This is a genomic window from Bradyrhizobium yuanmingense, assembly GCF_029167105.1.
GTDB lineage: Bacteria > Pseudomonadota > Alphaproteobacteria > Rhizobiales > Xanthobacteraceae > Bradyrhizobium > Bradyrhizobium yuanmingense_A.
In genome coordinates this window covers 1-23,743 of record NZ_JARFML010000001.1, presented here as the reverse complement: position 1 = coordinate 23,743, position 23,743 = coordinate 1, and the positions used below count along the sequence as shown (strand labels likewise).

25 protein-coding genes and 1 pseudogene are annotated in these 23,743 nt (G+C 65.3%); 15 read left to right on the top strand and 11 right to left on the bottom strand.

Annotation, left to right across the window (positions count from 1 at the left end; translation table 11 throughout):
* The first annotated feature begins 87 nt into the window (after positions 1 to 87).
* From P0R31_RS00130 to P0R31_RS00120, 3 genes are all read left to right on the top strand, one after another.
* The gene (locus P0R31_RS00130; protein ID WP_275512338.1) at positions 88 to 723 is read left to right on the top strand and encodes a TetR/AcrR family transcriptional regulator; all 636 of its coding nucleotides are present in this window, start codon (positions 88 to 90) and stop codon (positions 721 to 723) included.
* Positions 724 to 909: 186 nt separating this feature from the next.
* The gene (locus P0R31_RS00125) at positions 910 to 1,722 is read left to right on the top strand and encodes a nickel-binding protein (RefSeq protein WP_025032017.1); all 813 of its coding nucleotides are present in this window, start codon (positions 910 to 912) and stop codon (positions 1,720 to 1,722) included.
* Positions 1,723 to 1,913: 191 nt separating this feature from the next.
* A complete protein-coding gene (locus P0R31_RS00120; protein ID WP_275512337.1) occupies positions 1,914 to 2,321 on the top strand; it encodes a DUF4864 domain-containing protein in 408 nt (135 codons plus the stop codon).
* A gap of 53 nt (positions 2,322 to 2,374) precedes the next feature.
* Here the strand turns inward: P0R31_RS00120 and P0R31_RS00115 are convergent, their stop codons facing one another.
* Positions 2,375 to 3,640 carry an MFS transporter gene (locus tag P0R31_RS00115; RefSeq protein WP_275512336.1) on the bottom strand — a complete coding sequence of 422 codons (1,266 nt, stop codon included), beginning with the start codon at positions 3,638 to 3,640 and terminating at the stop codon, positions 2,375 to 2,377.
* A gap of 149 nt (positions 3,641 to 3,789) precedes the next feature.
* Here P0R31_RS00115 and P0R31_RS00110 point away from each other — a divergent pair, with 149 nt between their 5' ends.
* The 8 genes from P0R31_RS00110 (at position 3,790) to P0R31_RS00075 (ending at position 11,161) form a co-directional block, all read left to right on the top strand.
* Entirely contained in the window at positions 3,790 to 4,218 is a 429-nt protein-coding gene (locus P0R31_RS00110) for a hypothetical protein (RefSeq protein WP_275512335.1), read from the top strand.
* A gap of 78 nt (positions 4,219 to 4,296) precedes the next feature.
* On the top strand, positions 4,297 to 4,578 hold the full coding sequence (locus P0R31_RS00105; RefSeq protein ID WP_275512334.1) for a hypothetical protein: 282 nt from the start codon (positions 4,297 to 4,299) through the stop codon (positions 4,576 to 4,578).
* 9 nt (positions 4,579 to 4,587) lie between these two features.
* Positions 4,588 to 6,015, top strand: a complete 1,428-nt coding sequence (locus tag P0R31_RS00100; protein ID WP_275512333.1) for a TolC family protein — start codon at positions 4,588 to 4,590, stop codon at positions 6,013 to 6,015.
* Positions 6,016 to 6,029: 14 nt separating this feature from the next.
* Positions 6,030 to 7,364: a multicopper oxidase family protein gene (locus tag P0R31_RS00095; protein WP_275512332.1), complete on the top strand. Its 1,335-nt coding sequence runs from the start codon at positions 6,030 to 6,032 to the stop codon at positions 7,362 to 7,364.
* A 32-nt stretch (positions 7,365 to 7,396) separates the two neighbouring features.
* Complete coding sequence (locus P0R31_RS00090) at positions 7,397 to 7,852, top strand: cupredoxin domain-containing protein (protein WP_275512331.1); 456 nt, start codon at positions 7,397 to 7,399, stop codon at positions 7,850 to 7,852.
* A 17-nt stretch (positions 7,853 to 7,869) separates the two neighbouring features.
* Complete coding sequence (locus tag P0R31_RS00085) at positions 7,870 to 8,172, top strand: copper-binding protein (RefSeq protein ID WP_275512330.1); 303 nt, start codon at positions 7,870 to 7,872, stop codon at positions 8,170 to 8,172.
* Positions 8,173 to 8,524: 352 nt separating this feature from the next.
* A complete protein-coding gene (gene flhA / locus P0R31_RS00080) occupies positions 8,525 to 10,666 on the top strand; it encodes a flagellar biosynthesis protein FlhA (protein WP_275512329.1) in 2,142 nt (713 codons plus the stop codon).
* Positions 10,667 to 10,960: 294 nt separating this feature from the next.
* Positions 10,961 to 11,161 (top strand): hypothetical protein, encoded by a 201-nt coding sequence (locus P0R31_RS00075; protein WP_275512328.1) that lies wholly within the window; start codon positions 10,961 to 10,963, stop codon positions 11,159 to 11,161.
* Between the two features lie 255 nt (positions 11,162 to 11,416).
* Here the strand turns inward: P0R31_RS00075 and P0R31_RS00070 are convergent, their stop codons facing one another.
* The 6 genes from P0R31_RS00070 to fliI all read right to left on the bottom strand — a co-directional run bounded on the left by P0R31_RS00070 (position 11,417) and on the right by fliI (position 17,547).
* Positions 11,417 to 12,637: an NAD(P)/FAD-dependent oxidoreductase gene (locus P0R31_RS00070; RefSeq protein ID WP_275512327.1), complete on the bottom strand. Its 1,221-nt coding sequence runs from the start codon at positions 12,635 to 12,637 to the stop codon at positions 11,417 to 11,419.
* A gap of 115 nt (positions 12,638 to 12,752) precedes the next feature.
* Positions 12,753 to 13,712, bottom strand: a complete 960-nt coding sequence (locus tag P0R31_RS00065) for a helix-turn-helix transcriptional regulator (protein WP_275512326.1) — start codon at positions 13,710 to 13,712, stop codon at positions 12,753 to 12,755.
* 148 nt (positions 13,713 to 13,860) lie between these two features.
* Positions 13,861 to 14,913 (bottom strand): anti-sigma factor, encoded by a 1,053-nt coding sequence (locus P0R31_RS00060; protein ID WP_275512325.1) that lies wholly within the window; start codon positions 14,911 to 14,913, stop codon positions 13,861 to 13,863.
* A gap of 37 nt (positions 14,914 to 14,950) precedes the next feature.
* Complete coding sequence (locus P0R31_RS00055) at positions 14,951 to 15,496, bottom strand: sigma-70 family RNA polymerase sigma factor (RefSeq protein WP_275512324.1); 546 nt, start codon at positions 15,494 to 15,496, stop codon at positions 14,951 to 14,953.
* A gap of 184 nt (positions 15,497 to 15,680) precedes the next feature.
* Positions 15,681 to 16,100 (bottom strand): flagellar export protein FliJ, encoded by a 420-nt coding sequence (gene fliJ / locus P0R31_RS00050; RefSeq protein WP_025032035.1) that lies wholly within the window; start codon positions 16,098 to 16,100, stop codon positions 15,681 to 15,683.
* Between the two features lie 121 nt (positions 16,101 to 16,221).
* On the bottom strand, positions 16,222 to 17,547 hold the full coding sequence (gene fliI, locus P0R31_RS00045; RefSeq protein ID WP_275512323.1) for a flagellar protein export ATPase FliI: 1,326 nt from the start codon (positions 17,545 to 17,547) through the stop codon (positions 16,222 to 16,224).
* Positions 17,548 to 18,009: 462 nt separating this feature from the next.
* Between fliI and ctrA the strand changes: the two genes are divergently transcribed.
* From ctrA to P0R31_RS00025, 4 genes are all read left to right on the top strand, one after another.
* Positions 18,010 to 18,711: a response regulator transcription factor CtrA gene (ctrA, locus tag P0R31_RS00040; protein WP_016848562.1), complete on the top strand. Its 702-nt coding sequence runs from the start codon at positions 18,010 to 18,012 to the stop codon at positions 18,709 to 18,711.
* Between the two features lie 166 nt (positions 18,712 to 18,877).
* A complete protein-coding gene (locus P0R31_RS00035; RefSeq protein WP_275497279.1) occupies positions 18,878 to 19,282 on the top strand; it encodes a DUF350 domain-containing protein in 405 nt (134 codons plus the stop codon).
* A 17-nt stretch (positions 19,283 to 19,299) separates the two neighbouring features.
* Complete coding sequence (locus tag P0R31_RS00030) at positions 19,300 to 19,695, top strand: hypothetical protein (RefSeq protein ID WP_275512322.1); 396 nt, start codon at positions 19,300 to 19,302, stop codon at positions 19,693 to 19,695.
* A 3-nt stretch (positions 19,696 to 19,698) separates the two neighbouring features.
* Complete coding sequence (locus tag P0R31_RS00025) at positions 19,699 to 20,859, top strand: glutathionylspermidine synthase family protein (RefSeq protein WP_275512321.1); 1,161 nt, start codon at positions 19,699 to 19,701, stop codon at positions 20,857 to 20,859.
* 166 nt (positions 20,860 to 21,025) lie between these two features.
* On the opposite strand, the gene P0R31_RS00020 is transcribed toward P0R31_RS00025, so the two are convergent.
* The 4 genes and pseudogenes from P0R31_RS00020 to P0R31_RS00005 form a co-directional block, all read right to left on the bottom strand.
* Complete coding sequence (locus tag P0R31_RS00020; RefSeq protein ID WP_275512320.1) at positions 21,026 to 21,898, bottom strand: CheR family methyltransferase; 873 nt, start codon at positions 21,896 to 21,898, stop codon at positions 21,026 to 21,028.
* Entirely contained in the window at positions 21,895 to 23,082 is a 1,188-nt protein-coding gene (locus tag P0R31_RS00015; protein WP_275512319.1) for a protein-glutamate methylesterase/protein-glutamine glutaminase, read from the bottom strand. The genes P0R31_RS00020 and P0R31_RS00015 overlap by 4 nt, the downstream gene beginning before the upstream one ends.
* A 75-nt stretch (positions 23,083 to 23,157) precedes the next feature.
* Positions 23,158 to 23,523: a response regulator gene (locus P0R31_RS00010; protein ID WP_007600538.1), complete on the bottom strand. Its 366-nt coding sequence runs from the start codon at positions 23,521 to 23,523 to the stop codon at positions 23,158 to 23,160.
* A gap of 72 nt (positions 23,524 to 23,595) precedes the next feature.
* Positions 23,596 to 23,743: pseudogene (locus tag P0R31_RS00005) on the bottom strand (chemotaxis protein CheW); the annotation flags it as partial.

Sequence of the window (23,743 nt, the reverse complement as noted above, 5' to 3'; positions counted from 1 at the left end):
AAAGCGCGTGCGTCACCAACGCGATGCAGCCCTGCGCGGGTCCGGCGAGGGTTCAATCTAACCAATTCGTGATCTACATTGCGCGGCATGGACGACCACACCGATCAGACCCGGAAGCCCCGCGCCGACGCCGTGCGCAATCGCGAGCGCGTGCTCGAAGCGGCGAAGCTGGTGTTCAGCGCCGGCGGTTCGGAAGCGAGCCTGGAAGCCGTGGCGAAGCGCGCCGGCGTCGGCATCGGCACGCTGTATCGGCATTTTCCGACGCGCGAGGCCTTGTTCGAGGCGGTGTACCGCCGTGAGGTCGAGCAGCTCAGCGAGCTGGCCGAACAGTTGAAGAATGCGAAGGATCCGGTCGAGGCGCTACGGCGCTGGCTGCGCTCGGGGGTCGAGTTCGTTGCGACCAAGAAGGGGATGATGGCAGCGCTGGCGCTCGCGGTACAGAGCGGGTCGGAGCTGCATGCCTTCTCCTTCGAGCGTCTGACCAAGGCGATCGGCTCGCTGCTGGACCGTGCGGTCGCAGCCGGCGAGATGCGCGCCGACATCAGCCCGGAGGATCTGCTGCGCGCCTTCTTCGGCATGTGCTACGTGCACGACCAGCCCGGCTGGCAAGCGACGGCGCTGCGCCTGCTCGACGTGTTCGTCGACGGCTTGCGCGTGCCGCCGCCCAGCAAGGCCAAGGCGCGCTCGTCGAAGACGACGAAGCCCGCGAAGCGGAAGCGGTAGGCGGTGCGGACTCATAGTCGAAGGAATCTCGGCTCCTGAAGGCCGAGCGGAAATCTGCTGATCGGCCTGAGCATTGCGGCTGTGACCCGCGGCGGACATCAGGACGCGGGGATTGGCACTTTCGGGAACTCCAAGCTTGGTGCAGACTTCAGGCCATATTTCGAAGAATTGGATCGGGTGCTGCCAATGCCAATCTTCCTTGACCGACACGATCTCTCGGGGCTGACCGCTGCCGATATCGCCGAGGCGCATCGCAAAGATTTGGAAGTGCAAGATAGATACGGAGTTCGTTTTCTAACGTACTGGTTTGATGAATCGCGCGGTACGGGCTTCTGTCTCATTGACGCACCGGATATCCGAACGGCGATGAGGGTTCATGACGAAGCTCACGGCGACGTAGCGAAAGATGTCATCGAAGTGGACCTCTCGGCGGTCCAGGCGTTTCTGGGGAGAGTATCCGACCCGGCACCTAGCGGCGCGGCAGACGATGTCAAATTCGATTCGGCGCTGCGAGCTATCATGTTCACCGACATCGTCGGCTCTACCAGCATGACGGCGCGTCTTGGCGATGCCCGCTCAGTGGAGATGGTTCGGGCTCATGACGCGCTGGTGCGCCGGGCCTTGAAGGACGAGGGCGGGCATGTGGTGAAGCACACCGGCGATGGTATCATGGCATCCTTTGCCGACGCCGCTGCCTCTGTGCAATGCGCCCGCGCCATCCAGCGCGCATTTGAAGCCTTTAATCTAGCGAGCAAGGAGAAGCTTCAGGTGCGAATTGGCATCGATGTCGGCGAACCGATTGCTGACAGCAACGACCTTTTCGGTGCGACCGTTCAACTGGCCGCACGTTTGTGTCAGTTGGCCGAACCGGATGCTATTCTCGTGTCAAAGGCTGTACAGGATTGCATCCGGGATCGCGTGCAGGTGTCAAGTTTGGGTGCCCACCAGCTCAAAGGCTTTCAGCAGCCCATTGATGCATACGGAATCGAATGGCGTTAACTTTCGCGAATTCCAGCGACGTCTGCGTTTGGCCCATCGGCGACCTTCGACGATGTCTGCTGTTTGTGCCGCTGCTGAGGGCTGAGCGGGCATCTGGAGCACCCAGGCCAAGCGTGTGATTCACGAGTCCACGCCGGCCGCAGCAGATGTGCTACGATCGCCGCCGCCGGGATATCGACGCGGAGCCTGTCATGCGCATCACAGCCTTGCTAGTCGCTATCACCCTTGTCTTCAGCTTCACCGCGGCCCACGCCGGCGACGTCGGGGCCGCCCAGAGCGTCATCCGCGCCCAGGAGCAGGCCTTCGTTCGCGACGATGCGGCGGCGGCCTATTTCCATGCGGCACCGGCGGTCAAGGAGATTTTCCCCGCACCCGACATCTTCATGTCCATGGTGCGAAACGGCTACGCGCCGGTCTATCGTCACAAGAGTTTCGAATTTGGCGAGAGCAAGAGCGATGGCACCTGGATCGCCCAGCGCGTCCATATCGTCGATGCCAATGGCGAGGCCTGGGTGGCACTCTACACGCTCGAGCAGCAGGGCGACGGCAGCTACAAGATCACCGGATGCTCGCTGCTCAAGGCAGGACAGTCGGTTTAAAGCATGATCCGGAAAAGTGTGTAGCGGTTTTCCGAGTAGATCATGCTCAAACTTTAAGTGGCAAACCCCGGGCCGGTCTTGACCGAGCCCGTCCGCGCGCGGATCAAGAGCAGCACGACGATGCCGATGTTCAGCGCATTCCAGGCGACGCCGTTGGCGAATGCCGCCGCGTACGAGCCGGTGGCATCGAAGATGACGCCCGACACCCAGCCGCCGAAGGACATGCCGAACACGGAGGCGAAGATCACGATGCCGACGCGGGTCGCGGCCTCGCTCGCCGGCATCGCCTCGCGCACGATGATGGCGTAGCTCGGCACGATGCCGCCCTGGAACAGGCCGAACATCGCGGAGATCAGATAGAGCGAGGTCAGGCTGTCGAAGAACAGATAGAACACGAGCGCAAAGCCCTGCGCCAGCGATCCCACCAGCAGCGTGTAGATGCCGCCGATCTTGTCGGCGAGGTAGCCCGAGCCGATCCGGCTGACGATGCCGCAGCCCATCATCAAGGACAGCATCTCGGCGCCGCGCGCCACGCCATAACCGAGATCGCCGCAATAGGCGACGATGTGCACCTGCGGCATCGCCATCGCCACGCAGCAGGAGATGCTGGCGATCGAGAGCAGCACGGTCAGCGTATTGGTCGAGAGCCTGAGATCGACCCGCGGCGGCGGCGCGTTGGCGTGATCGTGGACGGTGTCGCGGCCCATCTGCGCGCGCAGGATCAGCACCAGCACCGTCATCAGGCCGGCGCAGACGATGCCGATGCCGATATGGGTGGTGCGCCAGCCGATCTCCTGCGTGCCCCAGCTCACGATCGGCGGCCACATCGCGCCGGCGACATAATTGCCGCTGGCGACGATGGTCACGGCAAGACCGCGATAGCGCTCGAACCAGTGCGAGGCTTCGGCCATCAGCGGCGCGAAGGTCGCGGAGGTGCCGAGCCCGATAAAGAAATAAGCCGCCACGAACTGCCAGAGCTGGCCCGACAGGCCCGCGAGCACGTTGGCAACGCCGAGGAAGGCGATGCTGATCGCCATCGCCGGCACGATGCCGAACCGGTCGGTGATCTTGCCGGCGATCACGCCGCCAAGCCCGAAGCCGAACATCATCAGGGTGAAGGCCAGCGACACCGCGCCGCGCGTGGCTCCGAATTCGGCCTGCACGATCGGAATCACGACCACGACTGCCCACATGCCGACGGCGCCGATCGAGCCGATCACGAGGGCAAGGGCGAGCCGCACCCAGGCCTGACGGGAGTCAGGGGTGAAGGTATCAGGTGTTTGTCCTGGATGATTTGGCGCGTGCACGGGCGGGACCATGTTCGCGGACCGCCGCACGGTCAACCATCTTGCCGCGATATTGGGCATGCGCGGTGCGCTGCGGTAATAAGCTCTTGGCGGATGCGTCTTTTGCCATTAGTTTGCAATAAGCGTGTGCAACATTGCCGCGCGAGGAGCCTGTCGGCGGGATGTTGATGCGATTGACGCGATCGGCGCGGATCAGGGTGGGGCGGATCATCGCCCTCGCCTATCTGTTCTGCGTGCTCGCGCCGGCCGCGAGCCTCGCCTGGGGCAGTGCGGCGCCCTGCCTTGGCGACGAGGCCCAGGCTGACCTCGCTCCGGTGCATCACCACATGGCTGCGAGCCACGGCGATGTTCCGCACGAGCACGCGGGAACCCCTTCGCAGACCGCTGCGAAGGACGCACCTCTTCCGAATCATCACGACGGCAAGGGAACAGTGGGCCCCTGCTGTGCGATGATGTGCGTCAGCGCGCTGCCGGCCGATCTGCCCAGCGTCGCCACGCCGGTCCGGCCGATATCGACCTGTGCGCCCGAGATCGTGCCCAGCCTGCACAGCGCCGCGCCGCCCCAGCACTACCGTCCCCCCATCGCCTGATCTGACACGACGGCGTCGGTTTCGATGCGCGCTTTTGCGCGCGCGAACCTGTGGTCTCCAGATCAGGAATATTGAGATATGCTTGCGTTTTCCGGGGCGACGCCTGCCACATCCAGGGTGGGCGAACGACACTATCGATTCATCTGGCTGCTGCTGGCCTTTGCCGCGCCGGCACTGTCCGGCTGCATGCCGGCAACGACGCACATGGCCAGCGCGGATCCCGCTGATCCGGCGGCGAAGGTGGCCCCCGTCAGCTATCGCTCGACCATCGCGCCCTATACCAGCCTGCGGCCTGCGACACCGGCACCCTGGCGCGGCCGCAACGAGGCGGTGACGCCGCAGCCGAAGCAAGAGCGGTAGGAGCGCGCCATGACACCCCATCTTGCGCGAGGCCTGCTCGTCATCGCAGCGCTCAGCATGTCCGGTTGCGCCGCGTTCTCGCCCGACGGCGGCATGACCGAGGTCTCGGATCTGACGAGCCGGACCATCAACAAGGACGTCGCCTTCGTGCGCTCGGCCGAGGGCGCCGCCGCGGTCGATTCCCGCGTCCGCCAGCTGCTCTCGCGCACGCTCAGCGTCGACGCCGCCGTGCAGATCGCACTGCTCAACAACAAGGGACTGCAGGCCGCCTACAACGAGCTGGCGCTGGCGGAGACCGAGCTGGTCGAGCAGAGCCTGCCGGCCAATCCGGTGTTCGCAGTCTCTCGCATCACCGGCAATGGCGCCAGCGAGATCGAGCGCCAGGTGGTCGGCGACATCCTCGCGCTCGCCACCCTGCCGTTCCGGTCCGAGATCGCTCGGGAACGCTTCCGCGGAGCGCAGCTGCGCGCCGCGCTGGCGACGCTGCGGCACGCCTCGGACGTGCGCCGCGCCTATGTCCGTGCGGTTGCCGCCAACGAGATGGTGGGGCTGCTGACCGACGCGAAGGCGACGGCGGAATCGACCGCGCAGCTCGCGCTCAAGCTCGGCGAGACCGGCTCGCTCAACAAGCTCGACCAGGCCCGCGAGCAGGTGTTCTATGCCGAGACCACCGCCGACCTCGCCAGCGCGCGACAGGCGGCGGGAAGCGCGCGCGAAAAGCTGGCGCGCCAGATGGGGCTGTGGGACGGCGGTCTCGACTTCCGCCTGCCCAATCAACTGCCGCCATTGCCGCGCCGGCCGCTGGCCCTCCCCACGATCGAGGCCGATGCGGTGGCACATCGCCTCGACCTGCAGATCGCGCGGCTTGAGCTGGCCGCGCTGGCGAAGGCGCTCAACCTCACCGAGGCGACGCGCTTCGTGACGCTGCTCGATATCGCCGGCATCTCCCGTCGCACCCAGGATCCGGAAGGGCCGCCGTTCCTCGAGCGCGGCTTCGACCTGACGTTCCAAATTCCGATCTTCGACGGCGGCGAGGTGCGCGTGCGCCAGGCCACGGAGACCTACAACCTCGCCTTCAACCGCCTGACCGAGCGGGCCGTGAATGTGCGGTCCGAGGCGCGCGACGCCTATCGCGTCTATCGCTCCACTTACGACATCGCCGGCCACTACCAGCGCGAGATCATCCCGTTGCGAAAGATCATCACCGAGGAGATGCAGCTGCGCTTCTCCAGCATGCAGGTCGATATCTTCGCGCTGCTCACCGAAGCGCGGCAGCGCCTCGCGGCGCTGCGCGGCGCGATCGACGCCAGGCAGAGATTCTTCCTCGCCCAGGCCGATCTGCAGACCGCCATCAACGGCGGCGGTCTGCCCGCCGCCGTTGGCGACAATCCAACCACCGTTGCCGCGGCAGCTCCTGCCGAAGGCGGCGGCCACTAAAGACGGAGGCCAAGATGTTTTCCCGCCGAGGATTTTTAGGCACCGCCGCGCTGGTCGGCGCATCCGCCATTCAAGGCCGCGTCCAGGCCGCGTCTATCCCGGAAGCACCCACCATGGACAAGGTGGTGATGCAGCCGCCGCTGCATCCGAGCAGCGGCCCGGACTATCGACCCGTGGTCACGCTGAACGGCTGGTCGCTGCCGTTCCGCATGAACGGCGACTGGAAGGAATTCCATCTCGTCGCCGAGCCGGTGGTGCGCGAGTTCGCGGAAGGCATGAAGGTGAATTTGTGGGGCTACAACGGGCAATCGCCGGGCCCAACCATCGAGGCGGTCGAGGGCGACAAGGTGCGCATCTTCGTCACCAACCGCTTACCCGAATACACCACGGTGCACTGGCACGGCATGATCATCCCGAGCGGCATGGACGGCGTCGGCGGATTGAACCAGCCGCACATCGAACCGGGCAAGACCTTCGTCTACGAATTCGAGATGAAGAAGAGCGGAACCTTCATGTACCACCCGCATTCCGACGAGATGGTGCAGATGGCGATGGGCATGATGGGCATGTTCATCGTGCATCCGCGCGATCCGAGTTTCCGCGCCGTCGACCGCGACTTCGTGTTCGTGATGAGCACCTATCGCGTCGACCCCGGCACCTATCTGCCGCACGTCAACGAGATGACGGACTTCAACATGTGGACCTGGAACGCGCGGGTCTTTCCTGGAATCGATCCGCTGCCGGTCAGGCTCGGCGACAAGGTGCGCGTGCGCATCGGCAATCTCAGCATGACCAACCATCCGATTCATTTGCATGGCCACAGCTTCGCGGTGACCTGCACCGATGGCGGCTGGATTCAGGAGAGCGCGCAGATCCCGGAGACGACCACCGACGTCCCGGTCGGCGCCATCAGGGTGTTCGACGTGCTCGCCGACAATCCCGGCGACTGGGCGTTCCATTGCCACAAGTCGCACCACACCATGAATTCGATGGGACACGACGTGCGCAATCTGATCGGCGTGTCGCGCAAGGACCTCGCCAAGGCCGTCGGCAAGCTCGCGCCCGACGGCATGGCCATGGGCTCGACCGGCATGGCGATGGGCAACATGGAGATGCCCGCGCCTGACAACACGCTGCCAATGATGACCGGCACCGGCCAGTTCGGGCCGATCGAGATGGGCGGCATGTTCACCGTGATGAAGATCCGCGAAGGCCTCGCGCGCGACGATTACCGCGATCCTGGTCCGTACAAATTCCCGCCAGGCACCGTCGCCTACGAAGTCGCCGCACCCGCCCCGGCGCCGGCGCGGCAGAAATCCGGCAGTCCGCCGATGAAGCACAAGATGTGAGCGTTTCGATGAACCACCAACCGGAGACTACGATGAAGACCACGATCAAGCTCGCCCTCGCGCTGGCTGCACTTTCGACCGCGCCGGCCTTTGCGCACGACAAGCACGGGCACGGAGACTATTCAGCCGGCGAGCCCGGCGATCCCAAGAAGCCCGCGCGCACCATCGAGATCCTGATGAACGAGATGGACTACACGCCCGCGAAAATCGAGGTGAAGCGCGGCGAGCAGATCCGATTCGTGCTGCGCAATGTCGGCAAGGAGGATCACGAATTCCTGCTGGCCACGACCAAGGAGAACCTCGCGCATGCGGATCAGATGAAGAAGCATCCGCACATGGAGCACGACGAGCCCAATGCGGCGCGGCTTGCCCCAAAAAAGACGACCGAGATCCTCTGGAAGTTCAGTAAGCGCGGCACCTTCGAATATTCGTGCCTCATTCCCGACCATCGCGAATACGGCATGATCGGCCAGGTCACCGTGAAGTAACGCGAAAGGAGATCCACATGAACCGCATCATCCGTATCGCTTCGGCGCTGGCGCTGACCCTCGGCCTTGCGACTGCAACCCTCGCCGCCGAGGGCGCCGCGATCAGCGGCGAGGTGAAGAAGATCGACGAAGGCGCCGGCAAGATCACGCTCAAGCACGGACCGGCCAAGAGCCTCGGCATGGAGGACCCCATGACCATGGTCTATCGGGTCAAGGATCCCGCCATGCTCAAGCAGGTGAAGGTCGGCGACAAGATCACTTTCGAGGCCGAGGAAGCGGCGTCGGGCTACACGGTGACCAAGATGCAGAAGGCGAAGTAGGGCCTTTTCCCCGACAGTCATTCCGGGGCGCGCCCCTTGGCGCGAGCCCGGAATCCATTTCTCCACCATACCTGCGGCCCGATGGATTCCGGGCTCGCGCTTCGCGCGCCCCGGAATGACCGCAGAGGGGTCCCGAAACACCCCTGACCTGCCCCCTTCCCACCCTCCGTTAACCCTTTGCTAACCATACACCGGGCAAAAATTGCCGGGTGAAGTCGAGTGTCGTCAGCCGCGTAGAACGGGAGCTCCCGTGGACGCCAGTGCGGTGCCTCACTTTCGGAACGGCGGCCCGTCGGCCGCCGCGCAGACGTTTGGGGCGCGCGGACGGCAGTCGCGCGGGGAGGCAGCTACCATGGTCGACGTCACCGCAGGACAGGGCGTAGGCAGCGCAAGGCCCTCGATCCCTTCCCTCAACGACATCGTCACCGTCCTCAAGCGCGGCGACATCGCGCTGGCGCTCGGCGTTCTCACCATCCTGGTGGTGCTGATCCTGCCGCTGCCCGCGATCGTGCTGGACGTGTTCCTGGCGATCTCGATCACGCTCTCGATCCTGATCCTGATGACGTCGCTGTTCATCCAGACGCCGCTGGAGTTCTCGGCCTTCCCGACCGTCCTGCTGATCTCGACCATGCTGCGGCTCTCGCTCAACATGGCCTCGACCCGGCTGATCCTGTCGCACGGCCACGAGGGCACGGCCGCCGCCGGTCACGTCATCGAGGCCTTCGGCAATTTCGTGATGGGCGGCAATTTCGTCATCGGCATCATCGTCTTCGCCATCCTGATCATCGTCAATTTCGTCGTCATCACCAAGGGCTCGGGCCGCATCGCCGAAGTCGCCGCCCGCTTCCACCTCGACGCCATGCCCGGCAAGCAGATGGCGATCGACGCCGACCTCGGCGCCGGCCTGATCGACGAGAAGGTCGCCAAGGAGCGGCGCAAGGAGCTGGAGGACGAGAGCGGCTTCTTCGGCGCCATGGACGGCGCCTCCAAATTCGTCCGGGGCGACGCCATCGCCGGCCTCCTGATCGTCTTCATCAACGTCGTCGGCGGCATGATCATCGGCGTCGCGCAGCAGGGCATGTCCTTCGCCGACGCCGGCCGCACCTACACGCTGCTGACCGTCGGTGACGGCCTCGTCACCCAGGTGCCGGCGCTGATCGTCTCGACCGCGGCCGGCCTGCTCGTCTCCAAGGCCGGCGTCTCCGGCGCCGCCGACAAGGCGCTGATGAAGCAGTTCTCCGGCTATCCGCAGGCGCTGGCGATGTCCTCGGCGGTGATGCTGGTGCTGGCGGCGCTGCCGGGCATTCCGACCCTTCCCTTCCTCGCGCTCGGCGCAGGCGCCGGCGCGCTCGCCTGGAACGCCCGCAACCGCAACCGGGTGACGGCCAAGGCCGAAGCGGCCGCCCAAGCCGCGCCCGCGCCGGGAACGCCGGGTGCGCCGGGCGCTGCCGCGACCGAAGAGCCGATCTCGGCCGCGCTCAAGATCGACGACCTCAAGATCGAGCTCGGCTACGCCCTGCTGCCGCTGGTCAACGGCCCGGACGGCACCGACCGACTCACCGAGCAGATCAAGGCGCTGCGCCGTTCGCTCGCGATCGAGATGGGATTCGTCATGCCGGCGGTGCGCATCCTCGACAACGTCCAGCTCGAGGCCAACACCTACATCATCAAGATCAAGGAGGTCGACGCCGGCACCGGCAAGATCTGGCCGAACCAGTTCATGGTCATGGATCCCGGCGGCAGCCAGGTGCAGGTGCCCGGCATCCACACCACCGAGCCGACCTTCGGCCTGCCCGCGACCTGGGTCGATGCCAGCCTCAAGGAAGAGGCCTCGCTCAAGGGCTACACCGTCGTCGACGCCGCGACCGTGCTGTCGACTCATCTCACCGAGCTGCTCAAGGCCAACATGTCGGACCTGTTGTCCTACGGCGAGGTGCAGAAGCTGCTCAAGGAGCTGCCGAAGGAGCAGAGCGAGCTGGTCAAGGACATCGTCCCGGGCCAGGTCACGGTCTCCGGCATCCAGCGCGTGCTGCAGCTGCTGCTCGCCGAGCGCATCTCGATCCGCGACCTCTCCACCATCCTCGAAGGCATTGCGGATTCGCTGGCCTTCTCGCGCAACCCCGCGACCATGGTCGAGCACGTCCGCGCCCGCCTGGCGCGGCAGATCTGCGCGCAGAACACATCATACGCCGGCTATCTGCCGCTGATCGCGCTGTCGGCGAAATGGGAGCAGGCCTTTGCCGAATCCATCATCGGCCAGGGCGAGGAGCGCAGCCTTGCCATGCAGCCCTCGAAACTCTCGGAATTCATGACCGCCGTGCGCGAGGCTTTCGAGCGCGCCGCCCGCGAGGGCGAGGCGCCGGTGCTGGTCACCTCCGCTTCCATTCGGCCCTTCGTGCGGTCCCTGGTGGAAAGGTTCCGGGCCCAGACCACCGTGCTGTCGCAGGCGGAAATCCACCCCAGGGCGAGGCTGAAAACGGTCGGAAGCATCTGATTTGCCTTAAGAAGCCGTGTGTTTTTCAGCCACAGGCAAATGATTTTTGAGTTCCTGGCGCCTTGTCGACCAAGGCCTCAAAAGCCTAGCAACAGGCTCATTACAGCTTTGAAATAATTATATAAAAGAACGATCAAGGGTCGCCTTTGATCGCGATCTATCACGTCATATCACGCCCTTGTGATGGCCCCTTGGGAACGAATCCCCCCAATACTAGGTTGATGGGCACCGGAAGCATGAACCTGCCTCAAACGGCCGGCGACTACTTCGGGTAGATGGCGGCAGGAGGCTTCCATGAACCACTCGATCTACAGCGCAGATCGCGCGACCCATTTGAAAATCGTGGTCGTCGCCCTCGTCGCAGGGATCGCGGTGGCTGGCTTCGGCATCACGGCACGCTCGGGTTCGGATGAAGGCCTGACCCAGACCGCCCGCGTCATCAAGGCCGGCAAGCCGGTCGTTGTCACCAGTTCGAACGCGAACCTCGTTCGCTAAGGAGATCTGACGAGTTTTGTGAATTCACGCGGCTCTTTACCAGCCCCCCAAAGTCGCCACGTGGATATGTAGACGACCCCAACCCCAAGTCGACTACAGAAAGCGCCCGCCCCCCACGGGCGCTTTCCCATGTCTGGACCTCGTCATTGCGAGCGAAGCGAAGCAATCCACAGTCTTTCCGCGGAAACATCTGGATTGCTCGCAATGACGGAGCAAGGCGCGAAGCCGTCATTTGCCAACGACCATTCAGTAAATCTACCCCGCCTCATACGTCGGCGGCGGCGCCTGCACGGTCGGCGCGGCCGCGGCAAACAGCTCGTCCTTGCGCCCCGAGAGCGGCGGATAGATGCGCCTGCGGTTGATGGTCTGTTTGGTCGCCTTTGCCGCCGCGCCGGTGGCACGGACCTCGCGATTCCATCCTTCGGTATAGAGAGCGCCCCAGCCGCCGAGGTCGAGCACGGTCACGTACCAGTCGATCCGCAGCGGCAGCATGGGCAGGCCGACGAGATCGGCGACCACGTTGTGGCCGGCGAAGCGGCCCATGGGCCGCGCGAACTGGCAGGACATCACGGTCGGATGCAGCCCGTCGATCACGCTCGAGGCGACATCGCCGGCCGCGAACACGCCGCCGACATCGGCCACCCGCATCAAGGGATCGACGAGCAGGCGCCCGAGGCGATCGCGCCCGCCGGGAAAGCTCGCCGCCAAAGGGCTTGCCCGCATCCCCGCGCACCAGATCACCGTCTGCGCCGGAATGAACTCGCCCGAGCTCAGGCGCATGCCCGCGGCGTCGATCGCGGCGACCCGCACGCCGAGCCGCGTCTCGATGTCGAGCGAAGCCAGCGCCGTTTCGATGACGGGACGCGCGTGCGCGCCGATGCTGGCGCCGACGCTCGGATTGGAATCGACCACGATGATGCGGCGGCTGCCGGTGATCCCTGCACGCGCCAATCGGTCGGGCATCTCGGCTGCGACTTCGATGCCGGTGAAGCCGGCGCCGACCACGACCACCGTTGAATGGCCCGGAGACGGCACGCTGCGTCCGAGCGAAACCAGATGATCTTCGAGGCGGAGCGCCGCGGCATAGGTGTCGACGTCGAAGGCGTGTGCGGCCAGGCCGGGAATATCGGGGCGCATCACCGCGCTGCCGAGCGCCAGCACGAGGCGGTCGTAGTGCAGCGTCTCCTCGCCCTCGCTGGTGACCAGCGAGATTTCGCGCCGGGCCGGATCGACGGCCTCGACCTCACTGACGCTGTGGCTGACGCCGATCGGATCGAGCAATGGCGGAAGCGGAAGCGCGACCTCGGTCAGATCGGCCTCGTAATTGCGCACGCGGATATTGTGATAGGGATTGCGGTCGACGAGACGGATCTCGATGTCGCGCTCGCTCGCACCGATCTCCTCGCGCTTGCGCGCGGCGCCGACGGCCGCCCACAAGCCCGCAAACCCGGCGCCGAGCACGACGATACGCGCCATCTCCGCCTACTGCACTTCCTGAGGACACCTGCGGTCTGCCCGCAGAGACAGACTAGCTCAACAGCAGGCTCCGGCCAAATGTAGCGGCGTCCGCGCCGCTGCACAAAATCGCGACTTACGCCTCGCGCAACTCCGACGGCGTCGCGCCAAAACGCTTGCGGAAGGCGCGGTTGAAATAGGACAGATCGGAGAAGCCGGAGGAATGCGCGATGTCGCTGATCTTGCGCATCCTGGCGCGGGGATCGCCGAGCAGCTTGCGTGCATGGAGCAGGCGTTGCTCCAGCACGAATTCGGTGAAGGTCGTGCCGGCCTGCTCGAACAGGCGCTGGGCCTGGCGCGGGCTCAAGCCAGAGCGCGTCGCAATTTCGGCGAGGCAGAGATCGTTGCGGCCGAGCGCGGCCATCACGTCGGCGCGCATGAGGTCGAGGCGCGCCGCCGTCTGCCCCCGCCCGCGGGCGCGGCTTGCATGCTCGGCATCGGTGCCGAGCAGGAGACCGACGAGATCGACCATGTGCTGCGCAGTCAGGCGCTGGCCGACGGCATCGAGATGCGGCGCATGATTGGCGGCGAGCGCATGGTAGCGGAAGATGGTCTCCACGACCGCGCCGTCGATGAGCACCTGCGAGAGCTTGTCCTCGGCGCGCGGACTGATGTCGAGCAGCGCGCGGCGCGGCATGCGAATGGTGGTGAAGCGGTCTGCCTCGGTGTGGCCGACGGTCCCGGTCACGCTCATGTCGACGAGCACCATCTGGGCGGGCGCGAGCTCGACGGTGTGGCCGTTCTGCCCGACGCGGACGAGCCCTGCGTGGGCCGCGATCAGGACGAGATCGTCACTGCCGTCAGCAAGGTGGCTCTGCGTGCGGGAATATTGCGCCGAGGCGCCTTCCGGAATGGCGAGCGTGATGTTGTCGACGACGCTGATCTGCAGCCGGCAATCGATGCTGTCGCCATGGCTCGGCCCGATATCGAGGCCGCAGCGACCGACGGCCCGCTCGCGCCAATGCTCGAAGGCCGGACCGTGCGGCAGGCCTGCATATTGGTGAAGGAAGATGCCCGGCGTTCTCGCTGCATCCATCTGATTTTCTCGCCCTTTCCGGCATCACCGACTTCAGAGTCCGGGGATTTGACGCCGCGGAGCGAGCGGAGGTTCAAATCGGGGGCGGATTCGGGGGCACTTGTCGGGCTGCGACGGCGGGATGGACCGTGGCGACAGGGCTACGGAATCACTTCTGCGCGGGCGCCTGCGGCTGGGACGGCGGCACGGTCTCGATCAGCTTGCCGGAAAACACCGGGGCCGAGGTCGGCCGGCCGTCGGGCGAGCCGCCGGCCTGCTCGACGGTGACGGCGAAGGTGGCGCCGTTGACGACATCGGCATCGTAGGAGGCGAGGAGCGGACGCGCGGTGAAATCACCGGCGCCGATCACGCCGAGCGAGCGCGGTCGCGGCAGCTTGTCCGAGATCAGCCAGAGCTCGAAGCTCTTGCCCGGCTCCGGCGTCGCGCCGACCTTCCGCACCGTGAAATTCCGCGTCGCGCCGTCGACGGTGAGGATGAAGGCGGGGCCGCCACCCTGGCCCTGCAGCAGAGCGACATATTGCGCGGAGGCGGCGAGCGGCGCGGCCGGTGTCTTCACCTCGACAGTCTGGATGCGCGGCGGCGGACGCAAGGCGCCCGGCAGCACCTCGGGCAGGAAGATCTGCAGCGACAGCGTCACGAGCAGTGCGGCGGCAAGCGCGCCAGCGGCCGATGCGATGGAGCGCCAGCGCTTCACACGACTCTCGAGCCGAATCACATTGCCGTCGTCGACCACCGGCGCCTGCGGCGTACGAACGACGTCGAGATCGGGAGCGTGAACCTGCGGGATGAATTGCGGCGCGATGTCAGGGATCGCGTCGGGTTCGGGACGCGGCGGTTCGGGCTGCTCTGCGTCGGGATGCGGCGTCGGCGCCGGTGGCGAACTCTCGGTCGAGGACACCGCAATCTCCGGCGAGGATGGCTCCGGCACCGGCGGTGGCGGAGCCTCGGCGGCCGCAGGCGGCTCCTGCGCGGCGGTCGTGCGCGCGATCTCCGCCCTGATGTTCTCCCACACGATCGGACGCGGCTCGACCGAGCCGACCATCTGGTTGAGCACGCCGAGCCGATAGGCCCAGGCCTGCACGATCTCGGCGAACGCCGGGTCCACCGCCATCATGGTCTCGACCTGCGCGCGCTCGTCGGCGCCGAGCGTCCCGAGCGCATACTCCGCGGCGAGCGCGATATGGTCCTCCGTGTAGGCCATCAATTGCAGTCCAGAACCACCCTCATCATCCAAGCGATCACAGTCCGAGGCACTCCCGGATATCCAGCATGCTGCGCCGCAGCCACGTCTTCACCGTGTTGACCGGCGCTGAAAACTTCTCCGCCAATTGCTCCCGGCTCCAGCCGTTGTAATAGGCGAGCAGCACGAGCCTCTGACGGTCCGGCTCGAGCCGGCCGATGCATTCCAGGAGCCGCTTCAGCTCCTCGGTCATCTCGCGGCGGGCCAGCGGATCGGGACTTTCGGCCGCAACCTCCATCGCCTGAGGCTCTTCCTCAATGGAGGCTTCCGACTTCTTGCGGACGATATCGATCGCGCGGTTACGCGCGATCGAGGCCATCCACGTGATCGGCGACGACAGGGCCGGATTGAACTGGCCGGCGCTGTTCCAGATCTTGACGTAAGCCTCCTGAATGACCTCCTCGGCGAGATCTTGCCTGCGCAAGATACGGAGCACGACGCCATAGAGTTTCGCGCGCGTGGCGGCGTAGAGGCGCTCGAACGCGGCCTGATCGCCCTTCGCCACCGCCTCGATCAACCCGACCAGCTCCGCTGGCGTCAGCATTCAGCCCCCCAACACGCGGGCCGTCGCGTTCCGCGCAGACCCTCGGCACCGCACCACCATAGCGCGCAGCCAAGCCGACCACCAAGGGGCGCGGCGCCACACTGTGGACAGCGCATGCGAAAACCCGGACCTTGCGGGTCCGGGTTCTGGAATTTCCTGGATGATCTCGCGCTAGTCTAGCGGCTCAGGCGACGGCGCCGATGCGGGCACGCATCAGGCCGATGCTGTCGAGGTCGGCCTGCTCGCGGGCGTTCTCCTCGGCACGCTCGCGGGCCTGGTCGCGCTCGTCGAGCAGCTCGACCTTTTTCAGCTCCTCGAAGGCCTCGGCCAGTGCGGCCTTGGCTTCCTCGAGCTGGCCCTTGAGCTCGTCGGCCGAACGGGTCAGGTTCTCGCGGCGCTGGATCGCGGCTTTGGCGTAGGTCGGGTAGGCGAAGTGCGAGGGATCGTTGATCCCGGCGCGCTCCTGCTCGGTCTGGATCTCGCGTTCGAGATCGACCGACATGCGCTGGAAGTCGGCGATCATGGTCTCGATCTGGGTGACCCGGCGGCGCTTCTCGTCGACCTGAAACTTCTTCAGGCGGATGAGGGTATCTCGTGACTTCATCGACTCGTACTCCCCAGAAGTCCCCCCGCTGCACGTGGGACGATACCGGTCACCCCACGGGCCCGATGGGGGCCCAGACCGGCTCTGCTACTCTGTGGGATCGGATGATGACCGGACAAAGTTAGCGTTCCGTTTCCAAATTGCCGAGGATTTGCGCCAACTGGCGATAGCCCTCCGCGAGTGATGCCTTTTCGTCCTTGCGCTGGCGCAGGAAGGCTTCCAGCGGCTCGTTGAGGCGGATGGCCTCGTCGACCTCGGGACTGGAGCCGGCGCGGTAGGCGCCGAGACGGATCAATTCCTCCATGTCGGCATAGGTTGCCATGACCTGGCGCGCCCGCTGGATGACCGGCCAGAACTGCGGATCGGCCGATTTCGGCATCGTGCGCGAGACGGATTTGAGGATGTTGATCGCGGGATAGCGACCGCGCTCGGCGATCGAGCGCTGCATCACGATGTGGCCGTCGAGGATGCCGCGGACGGCATCGGCGATCGGCTCGTTATGGTCGTCGCCGTCGACCAGCACCGTGAAGATCGCGGTGATGGCGCCCTCGCCCAATCCCGGCCCGGCACGCTCCAGCAGCTTCGGCAACTCGGTGAAAACGGTCGGCGTATAGCCCTTTGCGGTGGGCGGCTCGCCTGCGGACAGGCCGATCTCGCGCTGGGCCATGGCAAAGCGCGTCACCGAGTCCATCAGGCAGAGCACGTCCTTTTCCTCGTCGCGAAAATATTCGGCGACCGCGAGCGTCAGGTAGGCCGCCTGGCGGCGCATCAGCGCCGGCTCGTCGGAGGTCGCGACCACCACGACCGAGCGCGCGAGGCCCTCCTCGCCGAGATCGTCCTGAAGGAATTCCTGCACCTCGCGACCGCGTTCGCCGATCAGCCCGATGACGCTGACATCGGCATCGACGTTGCGCGCCAGCATCGACAGCAGCACCGACTTGCCAACGCCGGAGCCTGCGAAGATGCCCATGCGCTGACCGCGGCAGCAGGTGAGGAAGGTGTTCATGGCGCGCACGCCGAGATCGAGCGGGCTGCCGACGCGCTTGCGCGAATGGGCGGGCGGCGGCGTATTGCGGAACGGCATCGGCGAAGAGCCCTGCGGCAGCGGCCCCTTGCCGTCGATCGGCTCGCCCAGCGCATTGACGACGCGTCCCAGCCAGGCCGCGGACGGCCGCACCTGATTGGCGGCATTGGCGATGACCGCCTTGCAGCCGCGGCGCACGCCCTCGAGGCCGGCGAACGGCATCACCACGGCATTGTTGCCGGAGAAGCCGATCACCTCGCACGGAATGGTGCGGTTGGCGCCGGTCTCGATCACCAGCCGCGCGCCGACCGACATCGCGTGGATAGGGCCGGCCACCTCGACCATCAGACCGCGAACGCCGACGACGCGGCCATAGATGTTGATGCCGTCGATGTCGCCGATCTGTTCGGCAAGGGCCTTCATAGGAGCGCCTTCATAGGGGGGCCTTCATCAGCAGCGCGCCTTCATATGAGGATCCTCATGAGATGGTCGCCTTCGGTGATCCCGGGACATCACGGTGAAAACCTTAAGTTTCGCCATATTTCTGAACGGCGCTTAACTTCGTGTTTACCCGCATCATTAATCATTGCGTCACTGTCTTTGAGACTGAGCGTGACTCCCCTTCAGAAGAAGGCTGAGTCGCGGGAGTCGGTTAGGCCCGTCTCTTAAAGTGGAACTTGAACGGAATCGGGTGACGAAAGCTGCTTCGCGCGCAAGACCTTAGGGCGATTCGACAAAAATTGCACCGGGGGGACTTGCGTTCCAGAATCAGACTTTGTTAACCATCTGTTGTCAGGATCCGAATCAGTTGTTCAAAGGCGTTTTGTTGAGTGCCGCGAATGCGGCCGACCTGACGCCCAGGAGCGGCGACTATGGGGAACTGGCATGCGCGTTTTGCTGATTGAAGATGACAGCGCCGTCGCGCAGTCGATCGAGCTGATGCTGAAGTCGGAGAGCTTCAACGTCTACACGACCGATTTGGGGGAAGAAGGCGTCGATCTCGGTAAACTATACGATTACGACATTATTCTCCTCGATCTCAACCTGCCCGACATGTCCGGTTACGACGTGCTCAAGCAGCTCCGGGTCTCCAAGATCAAGACACCGATTCTGATCCTCTCCGGCCTCGCCGGCATCGAGGATAAGGTCAAGGGTCTCGGCGTCGGCGCCGACGACTACATGACCAAGCCCTTCCACAAGGACGAGCTGGTAGCCCGCATCCACGCCATCGTGCGCCGCTCCAAGGGCCATGCTCAGTCGGTCATCCAGACCGGCGACCTCGTCGTCAACCTCGACACCAAGACGGTGGAAGTCGGCGGCCAGCGCGTGCATCTGACCGGCAAGGAATATCAGATGCTGGAGCTGCTCTCGCTCCGCAAAGGCACGACCCTCACCAAGGAAATGTTCCTCAACCACCTCTATGGCGGCATGGACGAGCCCGAGCTGAAGATCATCGACGTCTTCATCTGCAAGCTCCGCAAGAAGCTCGCCAACGCTTCCGAGGGCCGCAACTTCATCGAGACCGTCTGGGGCCGCGGCTACGTGCTGCGCGAGCCGCACGAGGCCGACGAGCGCATCCCCGCCTGATCCCTGGGGTTTACGTCGCGAGCCCAGTCAGGCTCGCTCCTCCCAGCCTGGACCCCGCCGCAAATGGCGGGGTTTTCGTTTTTGGAGGGACGCTTCATCGGAAGCTTAACGTTTGAACCACTAGCCTTCCCCTGCCGACGAATGGTCGCTGCACGATGGGGGAACGATGATCCTGCAATCACTCGCCGGCCTGCCCGCCTTCCTGGTCTATTTCTGCACCGGGCTGATCGCGGTCGTGGCCTATCTGTTCGTCTACACCCGCATCACGGCCCATAACGAATTCCAGCTCATTCGCGACAACCAGCCGGCCGCGGCGATCGCGCTCGGGCTCAGCCTGCTCGGCTTCGTGGCGCCGCTGGTCAGCGCCATCGCGCATTCGGCGAACGTGCTGGACTGCCTGATCTGGGCGACGATCGCGCTCATCGTGCAGGTCATCGTGTTCTATCTCGTCAAGGTTCCGGTGCCGGACTTGTCGAGGCGTATCGACGACGGCGAGCTTGCCCCCGCGATCTGGCTCGGCCTGTCCTCGCTCGCCGCGGGGCTCCTCAACGCCGCCAGCATGATCTACTGACATGATAGCGAAGTGATATGGCCGACAAACCCACCAGCAAGGAGTTTGGCAGGCGCCGGCCGCGCCTGCCGGCGGACCTGCCGCTGCCGCCGAGGGAGCCAGTGAAGCGCTCCGGCCACGTCGCGCTGCTGGTGATGGGCACGATCGCCGTCGGCGCCACCGCCTACACCTTGATGCCGCGGCAGAATTGCGAGCCCTCTCCCGGCGCCGTGCCAGGGCAGACGACCACGACCTGCACCAGCAGCAGCAGTTCGTCGGGTGGCAGCAGCTCGCGCTGGTCGTCGCGATCGAGCTTCTACGGCAGCGATTCATCGAGCCATTCGTCGCCGGGCACGTCGTCCGATTCCGGCCACAGCAGTGTCAGCCGCGGCGGCTTCGGCTCGTTCGGCCACGGCTTCTCGGGCGGCGGCTGATCCATGCAGCGCATCACTTGCCTGGAGCGCGACGACTGGCGAGAGACCGCGGCACGATGCGGCTTCGTCTTCCACACCATCGACGGCGAGCGCTATTGGGACGAGCGCGCCTATTACGGCTTCACGCTGGACGAGATCGAGCGCAGCATCGAGGCGCCGACCGGCGAGATCGACGCGATGTGCTTGGAGCTTGCCGGCCGCGTCATCGGCGACGAGCGCTTCTTGCGGCGCTTGAAGATTCCGGAAGCGTTCTGGGGCCTGATTGCCGAGAGCTGGAAGCGCGACGACCGCAGCCTCTACGGCCGGCTCGATCTGAGGTTCGACGGCAGGTCGCCGGCAAAGCTGCTCGAATACAACGCGGACACGCCGACCTCGATCTTCGAGGCCGCGGTGTTCCAATGGACCTGGCTCGAACAGGCGATCGAACGCCGTGTCATCCCCTCGCGTGCCGACCAATTCAACTCCATCCACGAGCGGCTGATCGCGGCATGGAAGGAGATCGCTGGGAGCCGTCACCTCCATCTCACAGGGATCACCGGCAACGAAGAGGACGCCGGCACGCTCGCTTATCTCGAAGACACCGCGCGCCAGGCAGGACTCTCGACGACGCTGCTCGACATCGAGCAGGTCGGCTGGCGCGACGAGGCCAGCGGCTTTGTCGATCTCGGCGAGAACGACATCGCGCTCGCCTTCAAGCTCTACCCTTGGGAATGGATGTTCCAGGACACCTTCGGCGCAAAGCTGAAGGATGCTCCGACGCGCTGGATCGAACCGCCGTGGAAGGCGGTGCTCTCCAACAAGGGCATCTTGCCGCTGCTCTGGGAGATGTCTCCGAACCATCCCAATTTGCTGCCGGCCTTCTTCGAGGATGATCCGCGCGCCGCCGAGCTCGGCACGTCCTATGTGCGCAAGCCGCTGCTGTCGCGCGAAGGCGCCAATGTCACGCTGGTCTCCGGCGGCATGCCACTCGACGAGCAGACGGGGCCGTACGGCGCCGAAGGCTTCGTGCGCCAGGCGCTGGCACCGCTGCCGAACTTTTCGGGCTTTTATCCGGTGATCGGAAGCTGGCTGGTGAACCACGAGCCCTGCGGGATATCGATCCGCGAGGACGAGAGCCCGATCACGGGCAACCGCTCGCGCTTTCTCCCGCATGCGATTTTGTGAGGGTGCGCTCCTCTTCACCCTCGCCCCTTGTGGGAGAGGGTGGCTCGCCGCGGAGCGGCGAGACGGGTGAGGGGTCTCTCTCCACGAGCCGATCTCTCACGATTTGAGTTTGCTGAAGCAACCCCTCATCCGGCGCTTCGCGCCACAAGGGGAGAAGGAAGAAAAATCACCTCGTCGCGGCGATCTTGAGCGACGGCGGCATCAATCCGCCCATCGGACGGCCGGAGCGAGCGGGGTTGAGCTGATAGAGGCCGCGGCGATCGGCGATGGGCCGGAACGCGTCCGTGATGCCGACGACGGATTCGGCCGCTCCGAGCAGCAGCGTGCCGTCGGCCTCCATCGCCTTCGCCATGCGCTCGAAAATCACCGCCTTGGTGTCCTGGTCGAAATAGATCAGCACGTTGCGGCAGAAGATCACGTCGAACGTGCCGAGATGGGAGAAGTCCTGCAGCAGATTGAGCTGGCGGAACTGCACCATGGCGCGAATGTCGGCGTTGAGCTGCCAGAGCTCGCCGGTTTGCGTGAAGTATTTCACCAGATGCTGGATCGGCAGGCCGCGCTGCACCTCGAACTGGCTGTAGAGGCCGGCCTTGGATTTCTCCAGCACCTCCTGCGAGAGATCGGTAGCGACGATCTCGATGCGCCAGCCGGCGAGAGCCGCGCCCATCTCCTTGACGCACATCGCGATCGAATAGGGCTCCTGCCCGGTCGAGGAGGCCGCCGACCAGATGCGCAGTGACTTGCGCGCCGCACGCGCCTGGATCAAGCCCGGCAGGATGGTGTCGCGCAGGTGATCGAACGGGATCTTGTCGCGATAGAAGAACGTCTCGTTGGTGGTCATCGCTTCGACCACGTCGGTCGCAACGCGGCCGTCGCCGTTCCTGATCTTCAGGACGAGATCGGGGATGCCGGGAAGGCTTGCCTTGCGGGCAAGCGGCAGCAGCCGGCTCTCGACCAGATATTGCTTGTCGGCGGAGAGATCGAGACCAGAGCGCTCTTTCAGGAACTTGCGCAGATAGTCGTAATCTGCGGGCGTCACGAGCGGTCTCCCGCGAACAGGCGGTTGACCTTGGCGCCGATCTGGTTGAGCGGCAGGATCGCCGCGCAGATGCCGGCATTGGCCGCCGCGCCGGGCATGCCCCAGACCACGCTGGAGGCTTCGTCCTGCGCAATCACGCTGCCGCCGGCCGCGACGACGTCCTTGCCGCCGCGCATGCCGTCCGAGCCCATGCCGGTCAAGATCACCGAGAGGATGTTGCCGTGCCAGACGTCGATGGCGGAGGTGAAGAGCGGATCGACCGCAGGCTTGCAGAAATTGACGGCGGGGCCGTCGTCGAGCGCGATCACAGGATCGGCGCCGCTGCGCGTGATGCGCATGTGCTTGCCGCCCGGTGCGAGGTAGATCCGTCCCGGCTTCACCGGCTCGCCGTCGACCGCCTCGGCCGCCGGCCGGCGGCTCGAGCGCGCCAGATGCTCGGCCAGGATGGTGGTGAAGGTCGGCGGCATGTGCTGGGTGATCAGCACCGGGAAGCGATCGATCACGGGGCCGAGCTCGGTGACGAGCGCCATCAGTGCCTGAGGGCCGCCGGTCGAGGAGCCGATCAGCAGCACCTTGGGCGTCTGGGTCGAGAACGGACGCGTTGACACCGAGCCTGACGAGGGGGCCGGAGCGGGCGCAGGCGCGGCAGGCCGCGCGACAGGACTGCGCGCGACCGGAGCCGGGCTCGCCGGCGCCAGCGGCGGGCTCGCAACCGCAGACTTGCGACGCAACCGCGCGCCGAGATGGCGGATCTTCTGGATCAGGTCGTGATGGAAAATGTCCGCGGCCGACGCCTCACGCGTCGATTCCGGCTTGGGAATGTAATCGGCCGCGCCGAGCGACAACGCCTTGAAGCTGATCTCCGCGTTGCGGCGGGTCAGGGTCGAAGCCATGATGATGACGAGATCGCGCTTCTTGGCGAGCAGTTGCGGCAGCGCCGAGAGGCCATCGAGCTCGGGCATTTCGATGTCGAGCACGGCAACATCGGGATTGATGCGCTCGAGCTGGTTGACCGCCTCGAGCCCGGTGCGCAGCGAGGCCGCGACCTCCATGTCGTGCTCGGCACCGATCCAGCGCGAGATCAGACCGCGGATGACGACGGAGTCGTCGACGATCATCACCCGCAGCGGCCCGGTTTCGCGCGACGTGCCCGTGGTCGAATTACCTGCGAACGCAACACTCATTACCCACCAACTCAGACTGAAACGGTTCAGTTGAAAACAAACGCCGAAGGATCCGTTCAGCCTCCGGGCGATCGCTCAGATCAGGCCGACTTCCTGAAACTTCGCCGTCACGATGTCCTTGTCGAACGGCTTCATGATGTATTCGTTGGCGCCGGCGTGCAGCGCGCGCGCGATATGCGCGACGTCGTTCTCGGTGGTGCAGAACACCACCTTGGGCTGGTCGCCGCCGGGCATGCGCCGGAGATGGCCGAGGAACTCGTAGCCATCCATGACCGGCATGTTCCAGTCGAGCAGCACCGCGTCGGGCAGGCCGCGCTTGCAAGCCTCCAGCGCCTTCTCACCGTCCTCGGCTTCGAGGATCTGGAAGTCGAGCCCCTCCAGGATCCGGCGCGCAACCTTTCGGATGACGCTGGAATCATCGACGACGAGACAAGTTCGCATGTGAACCTCTGCTTTCTTCCCCTTTGCGGGGGCACTTCCAATCGCAAGTCCCTCGGCGGCAATGCCGCCGTATCAGGCCGCCATCATCTCGGGTGCGAGCTCGAGGACGCGGTCGACGTCGAGGACGACCATGAGCTGGCCGTCGAGGCGGTGGACGCCGCCGGCGAGCTTGGCCATGCGCGGGTCGAGGTTGACGGGGTTTTCTTCCTTGCCGTCCTCG